This window comes from Azospirillum sp. TSH100 (genome assembly GCF_004923295.1).
In the GTDB taxonomy this organism is placed as follows: Bacteria; Pseudomonadota; Alphaproteobacteria; order Azospirillales; family Azospirillaceae; genus Azospirillum.
The window spans coordinates 369,276-385,989 of record NZ_CP039639.1; the positions used below are offsets into that span (position 1 = coordinate 369,276).

Annotated in this window: 13 protein-coding genes; 10 read left to right on the forward strand and 3 right to left on the reverse strand. The window is 66.9% G+C overall.

Translation table 11 applies throughout. The annotated features are described in order from the left end of the window. The 5 genes from E6C72_RS29635 to uxuA all read left to right on the forward strand — a co-directional run bounded on the left by E6C72_RS29635 (position 1) and on the right by uxuA (position 5,209). Positions 1–1,029 (forward strand): Zn-dependent oxidoreductase, encoded by a 1,029-nt coding sequence (locus E6C72_RS29635; protein ID WP_109865140.1) that lies wholly within the window; start codon positions 1–3, stop codon positions 1,027–1,029. A gap of 60 nt (positions 1,030–1,089) precedes the next feature. Further along, on the forward strand, positions 1,090–2,115 hold the full coding sequence (locus E6C72_RS29640) for a TRAP transporter substrate-binding protein (RefSeq protein ID WP_109865139.1): 1,026 nt from the start codon (positions 1,090–1,092) through the stop codon (positions 2,113–2,115). A gap of 71 nt (positions 2,116–2,186) precedes the next feature. Further along, positions 2,187–2,690 (forward strand): TRAP transporter small permease, encoded by a 504-nt coding sequence (locus E6C72_RS29645; RefSeq protein ID WP_109865138.1) that lies wholly within the window; start codon positions 2,187–2,189, stop codon positions 2,688–2,690. Continuing rightward, complete coding sequence (locus E6C72_RS29650; protein WP_109865137.1) at positions 2,690–3,964, forward strand: TRAP transporter large permease; 1,275 nt, start codon at positions 2,690–2,692, stop codon at positions 3,962–3,964. The genes E6C72_RS29645 and E6C72_RS29650 overlap by 1 nt, the downstream gene beginning before the upstream one ends. 48 nt (positions 3,965–4,012) lie before the next feature. Beyond that, complete coding sequence (gene uxuA / locus E6C72_RS29655) at positions 4,013–5,209, forward strand: mannonate dehydratase (RefSeq protein ID WP_109865136.1); 1,197 nt, start codon at positions 4,013–4,015, stop codon at positions 5,207–5,209. 33 nt (positions 5,210–5,242) lie between these two features. Here the strand turns inward: uxuA and E6C72_RS29660 are convergent, their stop codons facing one another. Next, positions 5,243–6,763: a sigma-54-dependent Fis family transcriptional regulator gene (locus tag E6C72_RS29660; protein WP_247876130.1), complete on the reverse strand. Its 1,521-nt coding sequence runs from the start codon at positions 6,761–6,763 to the stop codon at positions 5,243–5,245. Positions 6,764–6,934: 171 nt separating this feature from the next. Between E6C72_RS29660 and E6C72_RS29665 the strand changes: the two genes are divergently transcribed. The 3 genes from E6C72_RS29665 (at position 6,935) to E6C72_RS29675 (ending at position 10,663) form a co-directional block, all read left to right on the forward strand. After that, the gene (locus E6C72_RS29665; protein WP_109865135.1) at positions 6,935–8,782 is read left to right on the forward strand and encodes a histidine kinase N-terminal 7TM domain-containing protein; all 1,848 of its coding nucleotides are present in this window, start codon (positions 6,935–6,937) and stop codon (positions 8,780–8,782) included. Positions 8,783–8,861: 79 nt separating this feature from the next. Further along, positions 8,862–9,383, forward strand: a complete 522-nt coding sequence (locus tag E6C72_RS29670; protein WP_109865134.1) for a TRAP transporter small permease — start codon at positions 8,862–8,864, stop codon at positions 9,381–9,383. Further along, positions 9,380–10,663 carry a TRAP transporter large permease gene (locus E6C72_RS29675; RefSeq protein ID WP_109865133.1) on the forward strand — a complete coding sequence of 428 codons (1,284 nt, stop codon included), beginning with the start codon at positions 9,380–9,382 and terminating at the stop codon, positions 10,661–10,663. The genes E6C72_RS29670 and E6C72_RS29675 overlap by 4 nt, the downstream gene beginning before the upstream one ends. Here the strand turns inward: E6C72_RS29675 and E6C72_RS29680 are convergent. Then, positions 10,660–10,926: a hypothetical protein gene (locus tag E6C72_RS29680; protein WP_109865132.1), complete on the reverse strand. Its 267-nt coding sequence runs from the start codon at positions 10,924–10,926 to the stop codon at positions 10,660–10,662. The two genes, E6C72_RS29675 and E6C72_RS29680, sit on opposite strands and share 4 nt — an antisense overlap. After that, positions 10,923–12,533, reverse strand: coding sequence for a nitric oxide reductase transcriptional regulator NorR (gene norR / locus E6C72_RS29685; protein WP_109865131.1), 1,611 nt, complete (start codon positions 12,531–12,533; stop codon positions 10,923–10,925). The genes E6C72_RS29680 and norR overlap by 4 nt, the downstream gene beginning before the upstream one ends. A gap of 134 nt (positions 12,534–12,667) precedes the next feature. Here norR and hmpA point away from each other — a divergent pair, with 134 nt between their 5' ends. Together hmpA and E6C72_RS29695 are read left to right on the forward strand one after the other, a co-directional pair. Beyond that, complete coding sequence (hmpA, locus tag E6C72_RS29690; RefSeq protein WP_109865130.1) at positions 12,668–13,843, forward strand: NO-inducible flavohemoprotein; 1,176 nt, start codon at positions 12,668–12,670, stop codon at positions 13,841–13,843. A gap of 482 nt (positions 13,844–14,325) precedes the next feature. After that, positions 14,326–16,503: a methyl-accepting chemotaxis protein gene (locus E6C72_RS29695; protein WP_247876129.1), complete on the forward strand. Its 2,178-nt coding sequence runs from the start codon at positions 14,326–14,328 to the stop codon at positions 16,501–16,503. Positions 16,504–16,714: the final 211 nt, after the last annotated feature.

Genomic DNA, 16,714 nt, shown 5'->3' on the forward strand with positions numbered 1-16,714 from the left:
GTGGTTGCCCTGACCGTCGAAAAGCCGCATGTGCTGGCGCTCCGCCCCGAAAACGCCCCTGCCGCCGGGCCGGTCAAGGCCGGCGAGGTGCTGGTCCGCGTCCAGCGCGCCGGCATCTGCGGATCGGACCTCCACATCTACCACGGTTCCAACCCCTTCGCGGTCTACCCCCGCGTGATCGGGCACGAGTTCGCCGGCACGGTCGAGGCAATCGGCGACGGCGTGACCAATGTTGCGGTCGGCGACCATGTCGTGGTCGATCCGGTGGTGTCCTGCGGCCGCTGCTATGCCTGCCGCGCCGGGCGCACCAATGTCTGCGCCAATCTGGAGGTGTTCGGCGTCCATCGCGACGGTGGCTTCCGCAACCATGTAATGGTGCCGGCCGCCAACGCGATCAAGGTGCGCTCCGACCTGCCGATCTCGATCGCCGCATTGGCGGAGCCGCTGTCCATCGCCGCCAACGTGCTGTCGCGCACCGGCATCGCTGCCGACGACACGCTGCTCGTTTATGGCGCCGGCACGGTCGGGCTGACGATCGTGCAGGTCGCCAAGCTGCATGGTGCCCGCTGCATCGTCGCCGATCTGGATGACAAGCGGCTTGAGCGGGCGAAGGAGTTCGGCGCCGATGTCGTCCTCAACTCGTCGCGCGTGTCGGTGCCAGACGCTGTACGCGACGAGAATGACGGGCTCGGCCCCACCGTGGTGATCGACGGCGCCGGCGTGCCGGCCCTGCTGGAGGAGGCCTGCCGCCTTGCCAGCCCGGCCGCGCGCATCGGCCTGCTCGGCTTCTCGCCGGCTCCCTGCAACATCAGCCAGCAGGAGATCGTGAAGAAGGAGCTGACGCTGGTCGGCTCGCGGCTGAACCGCCGCCTGCTGCCGCAGGTCATCGAGTGGCTGGAGAGCGGCAAGCTGCAACCGGCGGCGATGATCACCCAGGTCTTCCCGATCGCCGACGCGGCGAGCGCCTTCTCGCTGATCGAGACCGACCCGTCCAGCACGATCAAGGTCCAGCTCGACTTCGAAAGCTGACCACATCCCATCAGTCAAACGAAGGCGGACCCGATCCGCCCAAAATGGAGGGACACCAGGATGAACAGCAAGACCCCGATCTCGCGCCGCACGCTGGCCAAGAGCATCGGCCTCGGCGCCGGCATCGCCGCCGGCGCGACGCTGCTGGGCGGCATCGCCGCGCCGGCAATCGTCCGCGCCCAGGCGAAGACGACGCTGAAGCTCGGCCACCTCGCCAACGAGGACAATGTCTGGCACAAGGCCTCGCTGGTCTTCGCCGAGGAAGTGGCGAAGCGCACCAACGGCGCGGTCGAGGTCAAGGTGTTCCCCAACGAGCAGCTCGGCAAGGAAACCGACCTGATCAAGGGCATCCAGCTGGGCACCATCGACTTCACCATCACCGGTGAGTCGCTACAGAACTGGGCGCCGGCTGCAGCACTGCTGGCGGTGCCCTACGCCATCCGCGACCTGGATCACCTGGACAAGGTCGTGACCGGTGAACCGGGCAGGAAGATCGCCGAATCGATCGAGCAGAAGACCCAACTGGTCCCGCTGACCTATTTCGCCCGCGGCCCCCGCAATCTGACCAGCAAGCGCCCGATCAAGTCACCGGACGATCTGAACGGCCTGAAGATGCGCGTTCCCAACGTGCCGCTGTTCGTGTCCTTCTGGCAGGGTCTGGGCGCCAAGCCGACGCCGATGGCCTTCTCGGAGGTCTTCACCGGCCTCCAGAACGACACCATCGAGGCGCAGGAAAACCCGCTGGCGCTGATCAAGTCGGCGAGCTTCTACGAGGTCCAGAAGTATGTGAACCAGACGGAGCACGTCATCAGTTGGATCTATCTGGTCGGCGGGTCGAAGAAGCTGGGCAAGCTGCCGGCCGAACAGCGCGCCGCCATCATGGAGGCCGCCAAGGCGGCGCAGGCCGCCGAGCGCAAGCTGTTCATCGAGGATGAGACCAAGCTTGCCGCCGACCTTAAGGCCAAGGGCATGGAGTTCATCGCCGTCGACAAGGCCGCCTTCGCCGAGAAGGGCCGCCCGGCCGTGGTCGCGGCGCTGTCGCCGGAAATCAAGCCGATCTACGACGAAATCCTCGCGGTGAAGTGAGGGGAGAGACCCTAGCCCTCTCCCGTCCCGGGAGAGGGTGTAATCCTCCTCCAAACGCGAGAGCCATTTCCATGCGCAACGCCTTTGCCGCCCTGGTATCGGCCATATCCGCCCTTTGTCGCTGGGGTACCCTGGCGGCCATCGGCGTCCTCATCGTCGTGGTGACCATCCAGGTGCTGGGACGTATTCCCGGCTTTCCCTCGCCGCCCTGGACGGAGGAGGTGGCCCGCTTCGCGCTGGTCCATCTCGTCGCCTTTTCCTGCGGTCTGGCGCTGCTGCGCGGCGAGCTGGTGAACGTCGACATGTTCATCCTGCTGCTGCCCAAGCCAATGCAGACCGCCGTGGCCCGGCTGGTCGACGTGGCGATCCTGGTCTTCGCCATCGCGATCATCCCCGGCGCCTGGGATTATGTCGTCGGCAGCATCGGCGAACGGGCGCGGTCCATCAACGTCCCGATGATCTGGGTCTATATCGTGACGCTGATCATCCCGGTCTCGCTCGCTTTCTTCTCGATTGCCCGGCTGGCCGGGCTCGGGCGCGATTCAGCCCCGCCCAGCCATGGGGAAACCGTCTGATGGTCACCGCACTGTTCGTCACCTTCGCCGTCCTGCTGATCCTGGGCGCACCGGTGGGTATCGCCCTGGGCGGCGCCTCGGCGGTCTATCTGGTCGGCAGCGACATCGACCTCGCCGTGGTTCCCCAGTTCATGTATGCGGGCATGGACAGCTTCGTCCTGCTCTGCATCCCCGGCTTCGTGCTGGCTGGCAACCTGATGAACGGCGGCGGCATCACCGACCAGATCGTGCTGTTCAGCAACCGTCTGGTCGGCCATATCCGCGGCGGCCTCGGTCTCGCCAACGTCACCGGGTCGATGGTGTTCGCCGGCATCTCCGGCACCGCGGTGGCGGAAACGGCCTCCATCGGCGCGGTGATGATCCCGGCGATGCGCAAGTCCGGCTACGACGCGCCCTTCGCCGCAGCGGTGACCGCCGCCGCCTCCACCGTCGGGCCGATCATCCCGCCCAGCGTGCCGATGATCATCGTCGGCACCCTGACCGGCCTGTCGGTCGGCAAGATGTTCATGGCCGGCGCCGTTCCGGGCCTGCTGCTGGGTCTCGGCATGATGCTGACGGTCTGGATCCTGGCGCGGGTGCGCAACTACCCGCGCGAGCCCTGGCAGGGCTTCGGCGCGCTGGTCCGTGCCAGCCGCGGCGCCTTCTGGGCGCTGCTGATGACGGCGATCATCCTGTTCGGCATCGTCGGCGGTTATTTCACCCCGACCGAGGCGTCCATCGTCGCGGCGCTCTACGCCTTCGTCATCGGGCTGTTCGTCTACAAGGGCTTCAAGCTGCGTCAGCTGCCCGGCATCCTGCTGGAAAGCGCCATCGGGGCGGGCGGCCTGATCCTGCTGGTCGGCCTCGCCAACGTCTTCGGCTGGATCCTGACCAGCGAGCAGATTCCGCAGGCCATCGCCGCCTCGATGCTGGCGCTGACCACCAACAAGTATCTGATCATCCTGCTGATCAACATCCTGCTGCTGATCGTCGGCACCTTCATGGAGACGATCGCGGCACTGATCATTCTGTTTCCGCCGTTGCTGGCGGTGGCGACCCAGGTCGGCATCGACCCGATCCATTTCGCCACCTTCGCCGTGCTGAATCTGATGATCGGCCTGACCACCCCGCCGGTCGGCGTCTGCCTGTTCGTTGCCGCCAACATCGCGAAGATCTCGCTGGGGGCCATCACCAAGGCGATCTGGCCCTTCCTGCTCTGCAACATCCTGATCCTGTTCCTGGTCTCCTACATCCCGGCCCTGTCGCTGTGGCTGCCGAGCCTGCTTTTCCGCTGATTTCTCCTGACTTCCAAAGCCCCCTCTCTTTCCAAGGAGTTCGCAGCCATGGAACAATCCTGGCGCTGGTTCGGTCCCGAAGACGCGATCAAGCTGAACCACATCCGCCAAGCCGGCGCCACCGGCGTGGTCACCGCCCTGCATCATATCCCCTACGGCGTGGTCTGGTCGGTCGAAGAGATCCAGAAGCGCAAGGCGATGATCGAGTCCGACGAGGAACTCGGCCTCAGCTGGACCGTCACCGAAAGCCTGCCGGTGCACGAGGCGATCAAGATCGGCGAGGGCGACCTGACCGAGCTGTTCGACAATTACCGTCAGTCGATGCGCAACCTCGCCGCCTGCGGCGTGACGACCATCTGCTACAACTTCATGCCGGTGCTGGACTGGACGCGGACCGAGCTGGCGGCGGCGCTGCCGGGCGGCGGCACCTCGCTGCGCTTCAACGCCCATGAGCATGCCGCCTTCGACGTCTACATGCTGGAGCGTCCGGGCGCCGAGGCGGACCACTCGCCGGAGGTTCTCGCCAAGGCCAAGGAATGGTTCGACCGCTCGTCCGAAAGCGACCGGGCCAAGCTGCTGACCAACATCATGGCCGGCCTGCCGGGCGCCTATGACCGTTACGACATCCCCGGCCTGCGCAAGATGATCGCGCGCTTCAACGGCATGACCGCCGATGGCCTGCGCGAGACGCTGGCCCGCTTCCTGCGCGAGGTGATCCCGACGGCGGAAGAGGTCGGCATCCGCATGGCGATCCACCCCGACGACCCGCCCCGCCCGCTGTTCGGTCTGCCCCGCGTGGTCAGCACCGAGGACGACCTCGCCCACCTGATCAACGCGGTCAAGTCGCCCAACAACGGCCTGACCTTCTGCACCGGCTCGCTGGGCGCCGGCCAGACCAACGACGTGCCCGCGATGGCCAAGCGCTTCGTCGAGGACATCCACTTCGTCCATCTTCGCAACGTCGCCAAGGAGCCGGACGGGTCCTTCGAGGAGGCCGACCATCTCGGCGGCGATGTCGACATGGTGTCGGTCGTCACCACCCTGCTGGAGGAGCAGAAGCGCCGCCAGGACGCCGGCAACGACAACTGGCGCCTGCCCTTCCGCCCCGACCACGGCCATGAGCTGCTGGACGACATCGGCAAGCCGACCCACCCCGGCTATCCGATGATCGGCCGCCTGCGCGGTCTGGCCGAAATCCGCGGCGTGATGACCGCCGTCGCGCAGATGAAGCAGCTTCCGGTGTGATGCGGGCCGGTGTGAGCTGAATGCGCGCTGGCCTCACCCGCCGGCGCGCATCCCCAGACGGGCGAGCTTCTTATAGAAGGCGGCGCGGGAAATTCCGAGCGCCCGTGCCGCCTCCGCCGCTCGGCCGCCATGGGCGGCAAGGGCACGGCCGAGCAGCCCGCGCTCGAACTCGTCGAAGGCGTCGCCATAGCCCGGCAGGGGCGGAGATGGCCGCTCCGCACCGGCGATTGCCGGAACGAACGTGGGATTAGGCTTTACCGGTGCCGTTTCGCCCAGATCCGGCAGCGCTTCGGCAAGGTCGGCGGCGGTCAGGCGGCGGTTCTCGGTCAGCAGGCAGGCGCGCTCCAGCACGTTGCGCAGCTCGCGCACATTGCCGGGCCAACGGTGCCGGCCCAGCGCCTCGACCGCTTCCGGTGTCAGGCCACGCAGCGGAAGACCGCCGCGGGCGGCGATCTCCTGTAGGATCGATTCCGCAATGGCCTCCAGCCCGCCCCCCATCTCCGCCAGGGCCGGCAGGCGGATTGGCAGCACGTTCAGCCGGTAATAGAGATCCGAGCGGAAGCGGCCGTCGCGGATCCGCTGCTCCAGATCGACATTGGTAGCGGCAATCACCCGCACATCGACCTTCACCGGCCGGTCCGATCCCAGCGGCTCGATCTCCTGCTCCTGCAAGGCGCGCAGCAGCTTGGCCTGAAGCCCCAGCGGCATGTCGCCGATCTCGTCGAGGAAAAGGGTGCCGCCGTCCGCTGTCTTGAAGCGCCCTTCCCGCCCACGCCGGTCCATTCCGGTATAGGCGCCGGGCACCGCGCCGAAGAATTCCGCCTCCAGCAGCGTTTCCGGGATCGCCGCCACATTGACGCCGACGAAGGAGCGGCCGCTGCGCGCCGACAGGCCATGGATAGCCTGAGCGATCAGTTCCTTGCCGGTGCCGGTCTCGCCCAGCAGCAGGATCGGCGCGTCGCTGCGGGCGGCGAGCCGCGCCTTGCGCTTGACCTCCAGGCAGACCGGGCTGTCGCCGACGTAGCTTTGCAGCGTGTAGCGCGGCTGCCGTCCCTCGTCGAGCCGGCGCTTGGTCGCCGCCAGTTCGGCCTCCAACCGCGACAGTTCGGCAAGCAGGGGCTTCAGCCGGTGCAGGCTGTCATAGAGGACGAAGCCAACGGCGCCGATCACCGCACCGGCATCGTCGGTCAGCGGAAAGCGGGTCACAACCAGCCGCTGTGTTCCGAACAGCATCAGGTCGAGCAGGATCGGCTGGCCGGTCGCCAGTACATGGCGCATCTGCGAATGGGGGATGATCTCCTCCACCTCGCGGCCAATGGCCTCGGCGGGGTCGGAGATGCCGAGCATGCGGGCATATTTGGCGTTGATCCATACCACACGCGCGTCGCGGTCGACCGCCACCGTGCCCTCGGACTGGGTTTCCAGCGCCTCGAACAGCGACGGGATGGCGCGGCTGCGCAGCAACGCGGCATTGCCGGCGAAGGCATCAGCCTCCAAGGGGGCGGCCACCGTCTCCGCCTCGTTGCGTGGGTTGTTCCGCGCCGTTTCCGTCACCCTGGCCCCCTGTCACTCCCAGCCCCTGTTATCGGGACCGCAACCGGTTTCCGCAACGATGGAACGAGCCTATCATGGTGCCACAGGCTCTTGCCGATTCGCGGTTGGCGAGTCCATGCTGCGGCCCGCACCGCTTTCCGGAGCCATCTTGCCCGTCGCGTCCGTTTTTCCATGCTGAGCCTGCCAGCACTCCTTCTGCTTGCCGCGGTGGTGGCGAGTTTGTGGACGGCTTGGCGCAGCTGGGCCCTGCCGCCCTTCCCGGGACGATTCAACTTCGTGGCGATGCAGCTGTCGGCCTCCTGGTGGGCGACAGCCGCGGCGATGGAAGCCATCCTTCCGGCCCCGGCGGACAAGCTGTTCTGGGCCGAGATGGCGTGGTTCGGCATCGTCTGCACCCCCAGCTTCTGGGCGCTGTTCCTGTGGTCCTACACACGGGAGGAGTTGTCGGCGCGCTGGCGGCTGGTGCCGGTGGCGGTTGGGACGCTGACCTGGGTGGCGGCGCTGACCAACGATGCCCACCGGCTGATATACACCGCCGTCCGGCCGATCAGCGACGAGCCGGGGGCCGCCCTGCACTACAGCCACGGCCTGCTGTTCTTCGTCGTCACCATCTATCTCTACGCCTTCATGGTGATGAGCATCGTCGTCACCGCCAGCGGCATCCACAGGGCCACGTCGGCCTACCGCACCCATTACCTGGGTTTCCTGGTGGCGATGGCGGTGCCGTGGGTCGCGAATGTCGGCTATGTCACCGGCAACCTGACTTTCTTCGACCTCGAACCCACCCCCTTCAGCTTCCTGCTGATGGGTGCGGTTTTCTACTGGCTGATCACCCGGCGGCGCCTGTTCGTCCTGCTGCCGGTCGCCCGCGACGCCCTGCTCGACGCGGTGCCCGACCCGGTGCTGGTGCTGGATTCCGACGGCACCGTGGTGGAAGCGAATCCGGCCGCTTTGGCGCTGGTGCGCGACGGCACGCCGCTCGGCCGCCGGCTGGCCGAACTTCCCGGACTGTTGGCGCTCGACGGATTGGAGGACACCCTGCCGGTGCCGCTGACGCTGGAGAACGGGGGGTGCCCGGACGGTGGTCCACGAAGCTTCGAAGCGACCCGGGTGCCGCTCACCTCCGGCAATGTCGCCGCGCGGAGAGGCGCGCGCAAGGTCGGCTGCCTGCTGATGCTGCGCGATGTCACCCACCGCCGCCAGGCCGAGTTGCGGCTGGAGGACACCGTGCGCCGCCTCGACCTCGCCCGGCTGGAGGCCGAGGAGCGGCTGGCGGCGGAACAGGAGGCGAAACGGGCGCTGAACGGCTTCCTGTCGATGGCGGCGCACGAGTTCAAGACCCCGCTCGCCATCATCGACGGCGCGGCACAGCTTCTGCTGATGGATGCTGAGGTGAAGGCCCCCGGCATGTTGCCGCGCCTGGAGAAGATCCGCCGTGCCGTGCGCCGCCAGATCAACATCCTTGAAACCTGCCTGGCTGACGACCGGTTGAACAACCCCGACTTCGCCCTGCGCCATGACAGGCTGGCGTTGCCGGCCCTGCTGCGCGCCGCCGCCTCGGCCCAGAGCGACGCCGCACCCGGACGGCGCATCGAACTGGATCTGGACGCCTGTCCGCCCTGGCTGACGGGCGACGGCCCGATGCTGGAATTGTGCGTCCACAACCTGCTGAACAACGCGCTGAAATATTCCTCACCGGGCACACCGGTCCGGCTGCGGGGCCGGGAAGAGACTGGCGCGGATGGGCCGTGGCTGGCGCTGTCGATCACCGATCAGGGCATCGGCATTCCGGACGGCGAGCGCGAGCAGGTTTTCGACCGCTTCTTCCGTGCCTCGAACACCGGAACGGCGGCGGGAAGCGGCGTCGGACTGAACATGGTCCGGCGCATTGCCGCCTTGCATGGCGGCACCGTGACGGTGGACAGCCGGCTTGGCGAGGGCAGCGTCTTCACTCTGCGCATCCCGCTCTGCGAGGAGACGCTCTGCGAGGACGGGATGGCCGGCATGCCGGCGGAGTAATCCGGGAGAGAGATCGTTTCTTGCATTGATTGACCAGCGAAGGGAATAATCCCGCTCCCTCCATCTGGACCCTGGCAATATGAGCGATCACGACCCCACCGTCGTCCGGCCGGTGCCGAAACCCCGCGTCCCCCTGGGCATCGAAGAGGTGCTGGTCGCCATCACCATGGCGGTGGTGGCCCTGATCACCTTCGCCAACGTCGTGGTGCGCTACCTGACCGATGTCTCCTTCGCTTTCACCGAGGAATATTCGATCGCGCTGATGGTGATCATGACCTTCCTCGGCGCCTCGGCCGCGGTGGTGAAGGACCGCCACATGCGGATCACCTTCCTGACCAGCAAGCTGTCGCTTGCCAACCGTCGCCGGGCGGAGATCTTCGCCATGGCCTGCACCGCCGCCATGTTCGCCCTGCTGGTGGGCTATGGCGCCTGGGCGACCTGGGACGATTACCGATTCGAGGTCACCTCGCCGGCTCTCGGGCTTCCTCAGTGGATCTATACGATCTGGCTGCCGCTGCTGTCGGTCGTCGTCACCCTGCGCGCGATCGGCCGCATGATCCGGATCGCCAAGCGGACGGAAAAGCTGGAGGGCGAGGCGTGATCACCACCATGCTGTTCGGGTCCTTCCTGTTCATGCTGCTGCTGGGCGTACCGATCGCGGTCGCCCTCGGTCTTGCCGGTACCGCCGCCATCGGCTTCGCGCATCTGGGCGTCATTTCGGTGCCGACCAGCGTCTATACCGGCATCGCCAAGTACCCGCTGCTGACCATCCCGATGTTCGTGCTGGCCGGCACCATCTTCGACCGCTCGGGTGTGGCACAGAAGCTGGTGCGCTTTGCCACTGCCGTCATCGGTCAGGGCAAGGGGGCGCTGGCGGTGATCGCCGTGGTGGTCGCCATGATGATGGGCGGTATCGCCGGATCCGGCCCGGCCATCGCCGCGGCGGTCTGCGGTGTGATGGCGCCCAGCATGATCCGCGCCGGCTATCCGCGCCCCTATATCGCCGGCGTCATTGCCGCCGCGGCCGCCACCGACATCCTGATCCCGCCCTCGGTCGCGCTCATCATCTACAGCGTGCTGGTTCCGGCCGCCCCGGTCACCGCGATGTTCGCCGCCGGCATCATTCCAGGGACGCTGGCCGGTCTGGCGCTGATCATTCCGACCCTGTGGCTCGCCCGGCGCTACAATCTGGGCGGCAACATGGCGAACGAGCCGCGCCCGCCCTTCTGGAGCAGCCTGTGGGATGCGTCGCTCGGCATGTTCGCCAAGGTGCTGATCCTCGGCGGCCTGCGGCTCGGCATCTTCACCCCGACCGAGGCGGCGGTGATCGCCGTCGCCTACGGCCTGCTGCTGGGCATGGTGGTCTACCGCACGATCAAAGTCCGCGACCTCTATTCGATGATGGTCGAGGCGGCGGAGATTTCGGCGATCATCCTGACCGTCATCGCGCTGGCCAGCGTCTTCGGCTGGGCGATGAGCACGCTGTCGATCATCGACCCGATCGCCAACGCCATCGTCAATCTCGGCATCGGCGAATATGGGGTGATGTTCCTGCTGATGATCATGCTGATCGTCATCGGAACCTTTCTGGACGGCGTTTCGACCTTCATCATCCTGCTGCCGCTGCTGATTCCGATCGCCATGACCTATCACTGGGATCTGGTCTGGTTCGGCGTGCTGTTGACGCTGAAGATCGCCATCGGCCAGTTTACCCCGCCGATGGCCGTCAACCTGATGGTCACCTGCCGCATCGCCGGCTGCACCATCGAAAGCACCATTCCGTGGGTGCTGTGGCTGATCCTGACCATGTTCCTGACGCTCGCCGCCGTCGTGGTCTGGCCGGATCTGGCGCTGTGGATGCCGCGGCATATGGGGTTCTAAAGCAGACGGGCGACGTCGCGGCTGGTCAGATGCAGGCTGGCCGCGGCGGCGCAGCCTCGCCGGGCGATCTTGCCGGCCGCCGCAGCCTCAAAGGCGGCACGGTGAGCGGTGGCGTAGGCGAGGCAATCCGCCACCCCCGGCTCCCGCGTGCCGAGCAGGGCACGGAAGGCCAGCCGGTGGATGGCACACCAGCCGCCATGGCCCGCCGGCTGGAAAACCAGCGCGTCGATGTCCGCGCGCCAGGACAGCCCCTCCCCGCTCATTCCCGCAACCCCAGCCGCCGGGCAAGGCGGAACAGGTTGCTGCGGTCGAGACCGAGCGACCGCGCCGCCTGCGCCCAGTTGCCGTCATGACGGGCCAGATGCTCGCGGATCATCCGGCGTTCCAGATCCTCCACGGCGTCGCGCAGCGGCAATTCCGGCAGGTCGGGCACCTCCCGCAACGGCGTCGAACCGGGCTGCCGCACGGCCGTCGACGCGATCACGGCCCCCTCCTCGCCCTCCTCCAACCCCAGATCGGCTGGGGTCAGGGTCAGAACACCACCGTCGGGCGGGCGGGCGACGCGGGCACGGATGGCGCCGCGACCGATGGCGTGTTCCAGTTCGCGCACATTGCCGGGCCAGGGATAGGCCAGCATCCGCCGCTCCGCCGCCACCGAGAGACGCAGGTTGCGCAGGCCGAGCCGCGCCCGGTTGCGCTCCAGGAACAGGCCGGCCAGCCGCAGGATGTCGGTGCCGCGATCGCGCAGCGGCGGCACCCGCAGCGGATAGACGCTGAGCCGGTGATAGACGTCGGCACGGAAGCGGCCCTCCCGCACCTCCGCCCCCAGATCGCGATTGGTGGCGGCGACCACCCGCACATCGACGGTGATGTGGCGGTCGGAACCGACGCGCTGGATCTCGCCGTTCTGCAACGCCCGCAGCATCTTCGCCTGCGCCGCCAGTGGCAGCTCGCCGACCTCGTCCAGGAACAGGGTGCCGCCGTCGGCCAACTCGAACTTGCCGCGCCGGTCGGCCACCGCGCCGGAAAAGGCACCGCGCACATGGCCGAACAGCTCGCTTTCGACCAGCGCATCCGGCAAGGCGGCACAGTTGACATGGACCAGCGGCCCAGCGGTCCGGCGGGAGCGGGCGTGCAGCCGGCGCGCCACCAGTTCCTTGCCCACTCCGGTTTCGCCCAGCACCAGCACGACGAGGTCGCTGGCCGCGACTGTGTCGATCTCCGTCTGCAGGCTGGCCATCGCCGGGCTGGCGCCGATCGGATCGAAGTCGAGCCCCTGCGGCGGATCGTCGAGGACGCGCAAGCCGGTTCCGCCATCGCTGGACAGGGTGGCACGCCGCTCCACTGCCGTGGCGAGGGCGGCGGTCAGCCGGGCCCAAGCGGCGATCGCTTCCTGCCAACCGTCGAAACGCCCTTCGTTCAACGCATCCAGGGTCAGCATCCCCCAGGCCCGCCCGTCGACCGTCAGCGGCGCTCCAACGCAGTCATGCACATGCAGTCGCTGGCGCAGGTCGGGAATCAGCCCGTCATAGGGGTCGGGAAGCTCGCAATCCGCGGGGAAGCGCAGCGGTTCGTCGCCAGCTTCGGCAATGGCTTTCAGGCGAGGATGCTCGTCGAGTTCAAAGCGCCGGCCCAGTGTGTCGGGGCTCAGCCCGCGGGTAGCGAGCGGAACCAGCAGCCTCTCGCCCGCCTGTCCCCTTCCGGTGCGGTCGTCCCGCCGCAGCAGAGCGCAGGCATCGCAGGGCAGATGACGCGCCATCAGATCGAGCAGCAGCGGCCACAGCCGTGCCGGGTCGTCCAACGCCTGCAACAGGGCTCCAGCCTCTTCAAGCGGGAGTACTGGTGTCGAAATGACCGCTTCGTTGTCCATCCGACATCATACCCCGCGCGGTCGCTTTGACAACATGCCGTCCGAGCAGGGCGGGAATCCGGGCTGCGTCGCTTTGGCACAGGGCTTGCCACTCGGTTGCGACATCGTGACGCGCAAAAGGATTGCCCCCACCCATGCTCACGCCTGCCCAGATCGCCGTCATCAAGGCGACCGCTCCCGTCGTTGCCGCCAACGCCAACCGGATCACCGGCACCTTCTATCCCCTGATGTTCGACCGCTTCCCCGAGGTGCGCGCCGTCTTCAATCAGAGCCATCAGCGCAGCAGCGCCCAGCCGGAGGCGTTGGCAAACGCCATCATCGCCTATGCCTCCAACATCGACCGGCTGGAGGTTCTGGGCCCGGCGGTCGAAGGCATCGTGCAGAAGCACGTCTCGCTGAACATCACCCCCGATCAGTACAAGATCGTCGGCACATGCCTGATGGAGGCGATCGGCAAGGTGCTGGGCGACGCGGTGACGGCGGAGGTCGCCGACGCCTGGGGTGCGGCCTATTGGCAGCTGGCCGAGCTGCTGATCGCGGCGGAAGAGAAGGAATATGCCCGCAAGGCGGCGCTGACCGGCGGCTGGCGTGGCGCCCGCCGTTTCCGCATCGTCGAGAAGACGCCGGAAAGCGCGGTCATCACCTCTTTCCGGCTGGCGCCGGTCGATGGCGGCAAGGTGATGGATTTCCATCCCGGCCAGTATCTCGGCCTGCGCCTAACCATCGACCGCGAGACCGTCCACCGCAACTACAGCCTGTCAGCCTCGCCCAACGGCAAGGACTATCGCATTTCGGTGAAGCGCGAGAAGCAGGGGCTGGTCTCCGGCTTCCTGCATGACCGTGCGCAGGTCGGCGACGAGATCGAGGTCTATCCGCCGGCCGGCGAGTTCATCCTGCGCGAGGGCGCCGGTCCGCTGCTGCTGATCACCGGCGGTGTCGGCCAGACTCCCGCTTTGCCGCTGGCCGAACAGGCGCTCGCCGCCGGCCGCGAGGTGATTTACGTCCATGCAGCGCTCAACGGCTCGGTCCATGCCTTCCGCCGGCAGATCGACCAGTTGGCCGCCCTGCATGACACGCTGAAGCCGGTCTACTGCTATGCCGACCCGCAGCCCGGCGACAAGCCTCACATGATTGGTCTGCTGGACGAGGAGCGGCTGGGCAAGCTGTTGCCGAAGGAGCCGGGTGTCGCCGCCTATGTCGTCGGTCCGAAGCCCTTCATGGCAGCGGTCGTCAAGGCACTGACCGCACTGGGCCTCCCGGAGTCTGCCATCGTGCATGAGTTCTTCGGCCCGCGCGAAGCGCTTGCCTGACGTGGCGGCGAAGCCGCCTTGCCTCCAACTGGACGAGCCGGCCTTTCAGAAAGGCCGGCTTTTTTTTGCCGATCGGCCGGCACACCAAGCCACTGCGTCCGTCGGTTGTGAGTAAAACTGTTATATCACCAGATTTATATATGACGACAGTGGACCCACATCATCATTCCGACTTGAGGGTGCCTGAGCATGCGCGCCTTTCGTGAAATCGGTATAGGTCATGACCGGTCGTCCATTTCGGCGCCGCAGCTTTCCCATTGCGTCACGGAAGAATCGTGGATTCTCCTTATTTCTTTCTTAGCGATTTTGGCGCTTTCCTAGTCGTGGAACGGGCAAATTATTTTCAATTGTTCCTTTCCCGTGACACCGGCGATGCCGGTGCAGGATGAGACGTACTGAAACGATGGTGCGGCGAGAGCTGGAATGGCCCACCGCAATGACCTGTGGAGAGCCGGTGTCCGAGCACCGGGGGGGAGGACGGGATGTCGAAGGATAGCCAGACCATGATGCGTCAGGGTGCGCCTGCCAGAGGCAGAGCGTGGTATTCCGGCCTGCGTGCCAAGCTGATGATCGCAATCGGCGTTGTGCTGTCCGGCACGCTGGTGGCCGCTGCGGTGGCGTTGATCGGCTATGCGAACGTGCGCACCACCATTGACGCCATCGTCGGTGAAGCGGTTCCAGCGATGACCGAAGGCATGGCGGTGGCGCAGCAGGCCGAACGGCTGGTCGCGCTCGCCCCGGCACTGACCTCTGCCGACACCGCCGCCGCGCGCGAGTCGGTCTCGGCACGCATCGCCGCCGCGAAGGAAGAATTCAACGCCCGCCTGACCCGGCTGAGGGCCAGCGGCTCCGCCGGAGCGCAGCTCACCGCTATCGAAGAGGCGTCCAAGGGGTTGCTCGACAACCTCACGCAACTCGATCAGGCGGCGGCCGAACGGGTGGCACTGGCCGCCGAACGCACGTCGACCATGCCGAAGGTGATGGCGGCCGAAGCGGAAATCCAGAAGTTCGCCGCCCCCTGGAACTCCGTCCTGAACAATGACGAGGAGCAGGCCCGTTCGGCCCTTGCGGAGCCGGATGTGGATGCCGCCGCGATGCGCGAAGCGGCGGGCACCCTGACCCGGGTGATGACGCAGAAGAAGCCGCTGATCTCCGTCACGACCGAGGCCGCCAACATCCGCAACATGCTGATGGAAGCGGCGACCACCCGGGACGATCAGCGTCTGGCGATCATCGAGACCCGGGTCGGCGTGTCTCTCGCCGGCCTCAGCAACGGCGCTCAGGGGCTGCCCGAACGTCTGGCCGCCGTCGCGACCAAACAGGCGGAACTTCTGACCGGCTTTGCCACCGGCGAAAATTCCCTGGTCACACTGCGCCAGAAGGAACTGGCGATCGAGGGCTATTTCATCCAGCTGCTGGAGAGCAACCACGCCCTGACCACCACGCTGGCCAAGGGTATCGCCATCATGGTCGACGGCCAGAAGGGTAGCATCGCCGACGCCAGCGCTGCCACCAGCCGCATGCTGGACAACAGCCGCCTGACGCAGATCGCCGTCGCAGGGGTCAGCATCCTGGTCTCGATCCTGGTGGTCTGGCTCTATATCGGACGGATCGTCATCCGCCGGATGATGACGCTCAAGACCGGCATGGGCCGTATCGCCGCCGGCGACCTGGATGCCGAGATCGCGCTGAACGGTCAGGACGAGATCGCGGAGATGGGGGCCGCGCTGCTGATCTTCCGCGACACCGCTCGCGAGGTGGAGACCAGCCGCGCCGCCGCCGAGGCCGAGCGTCAGCGGGCCGCCGGCGAACGGCGTCAGACCATGCTGTCGCTGGCCGACCAATTCGAGAACGGCGTGAAGAGCGTGGTGGAGACGGTCTCCGCCGCCGCCACCCAGATGCACCAGACCGCCGCCGGGATGGTGGCGACCGCTGACGACACCTCCCGTCAGGCCGGCAATGCCGCCGAGGCTGCGGAAACCGCGTCGGTCAACGTCGACGGTGCTGCCTCCGCTGCGCATGAGCTGTCGCAGTCGATCAGCGAGATCGCCCGGCAGGTGACGGAATCGGCGACCATCGCCGCCAAGGCCGCCGGCGAGGCCGAGCGCACCGACGGCACGATGCGTGAACTGAACGAGGCGGCCAGCCGCATCGGCGCCGTGCTGGACCTCATCTCCGACATCGCCGGACAGACCAATCTGCTGGCGCTGAACGCGACGATCGAGGCGGCCCGCGCCGGAGAGGCCGGCAAGGGCTTCGCCGTGGTGGCGCAGGAGGTCAAGCAGTTGGCCAGCCAGACGGCAAAGGCAACCGACCAGATCGCCGGACAGATCGGCGCCATGCAGCAGGTGACCGGGGAAGCGGTGAACGCCATCCGCAGCATCGGCCAGACCATCGGCCGGTTGAACGACATCGCCGCAAGCATCGCCGCGGCGGTGGAAGAGCAGGGGGCCGCCACCTCGGAAATCGCCCGCAACGTCCAGCAGGCGGCAGGCGGCACCGCCCAGGCTTCCCAGAACATCGGTCAGGTCCGCACCGCCGCCGGCCAGACCGGCCAGTCGGCGCAGGAGGTGCTGTCGGTCGCCCAGGAGGTTTCGACCCAAACCGGTCGCCTCCAACAACAGATCGACCGCTTCCTCAGTCAGGTGCGGTCGGCCTGACCCACCCAAAAAGCCCCTCTCCTGATGGAGAGGGGCTTTTCATTTTCTTCCACCCCATGACCATCATCGCGGCCTGTCGCCCCTCGGCGGGGCATCCCGTTCACACGCGTCCAAAAAGTGAAGGGGTGCGCGAACGAATTGTAGCGTTGCTTCACAGGCAGGTCGACAGACCGGTATATCTGTAGTAAAACTACAACCGTCTCTCGGCAGC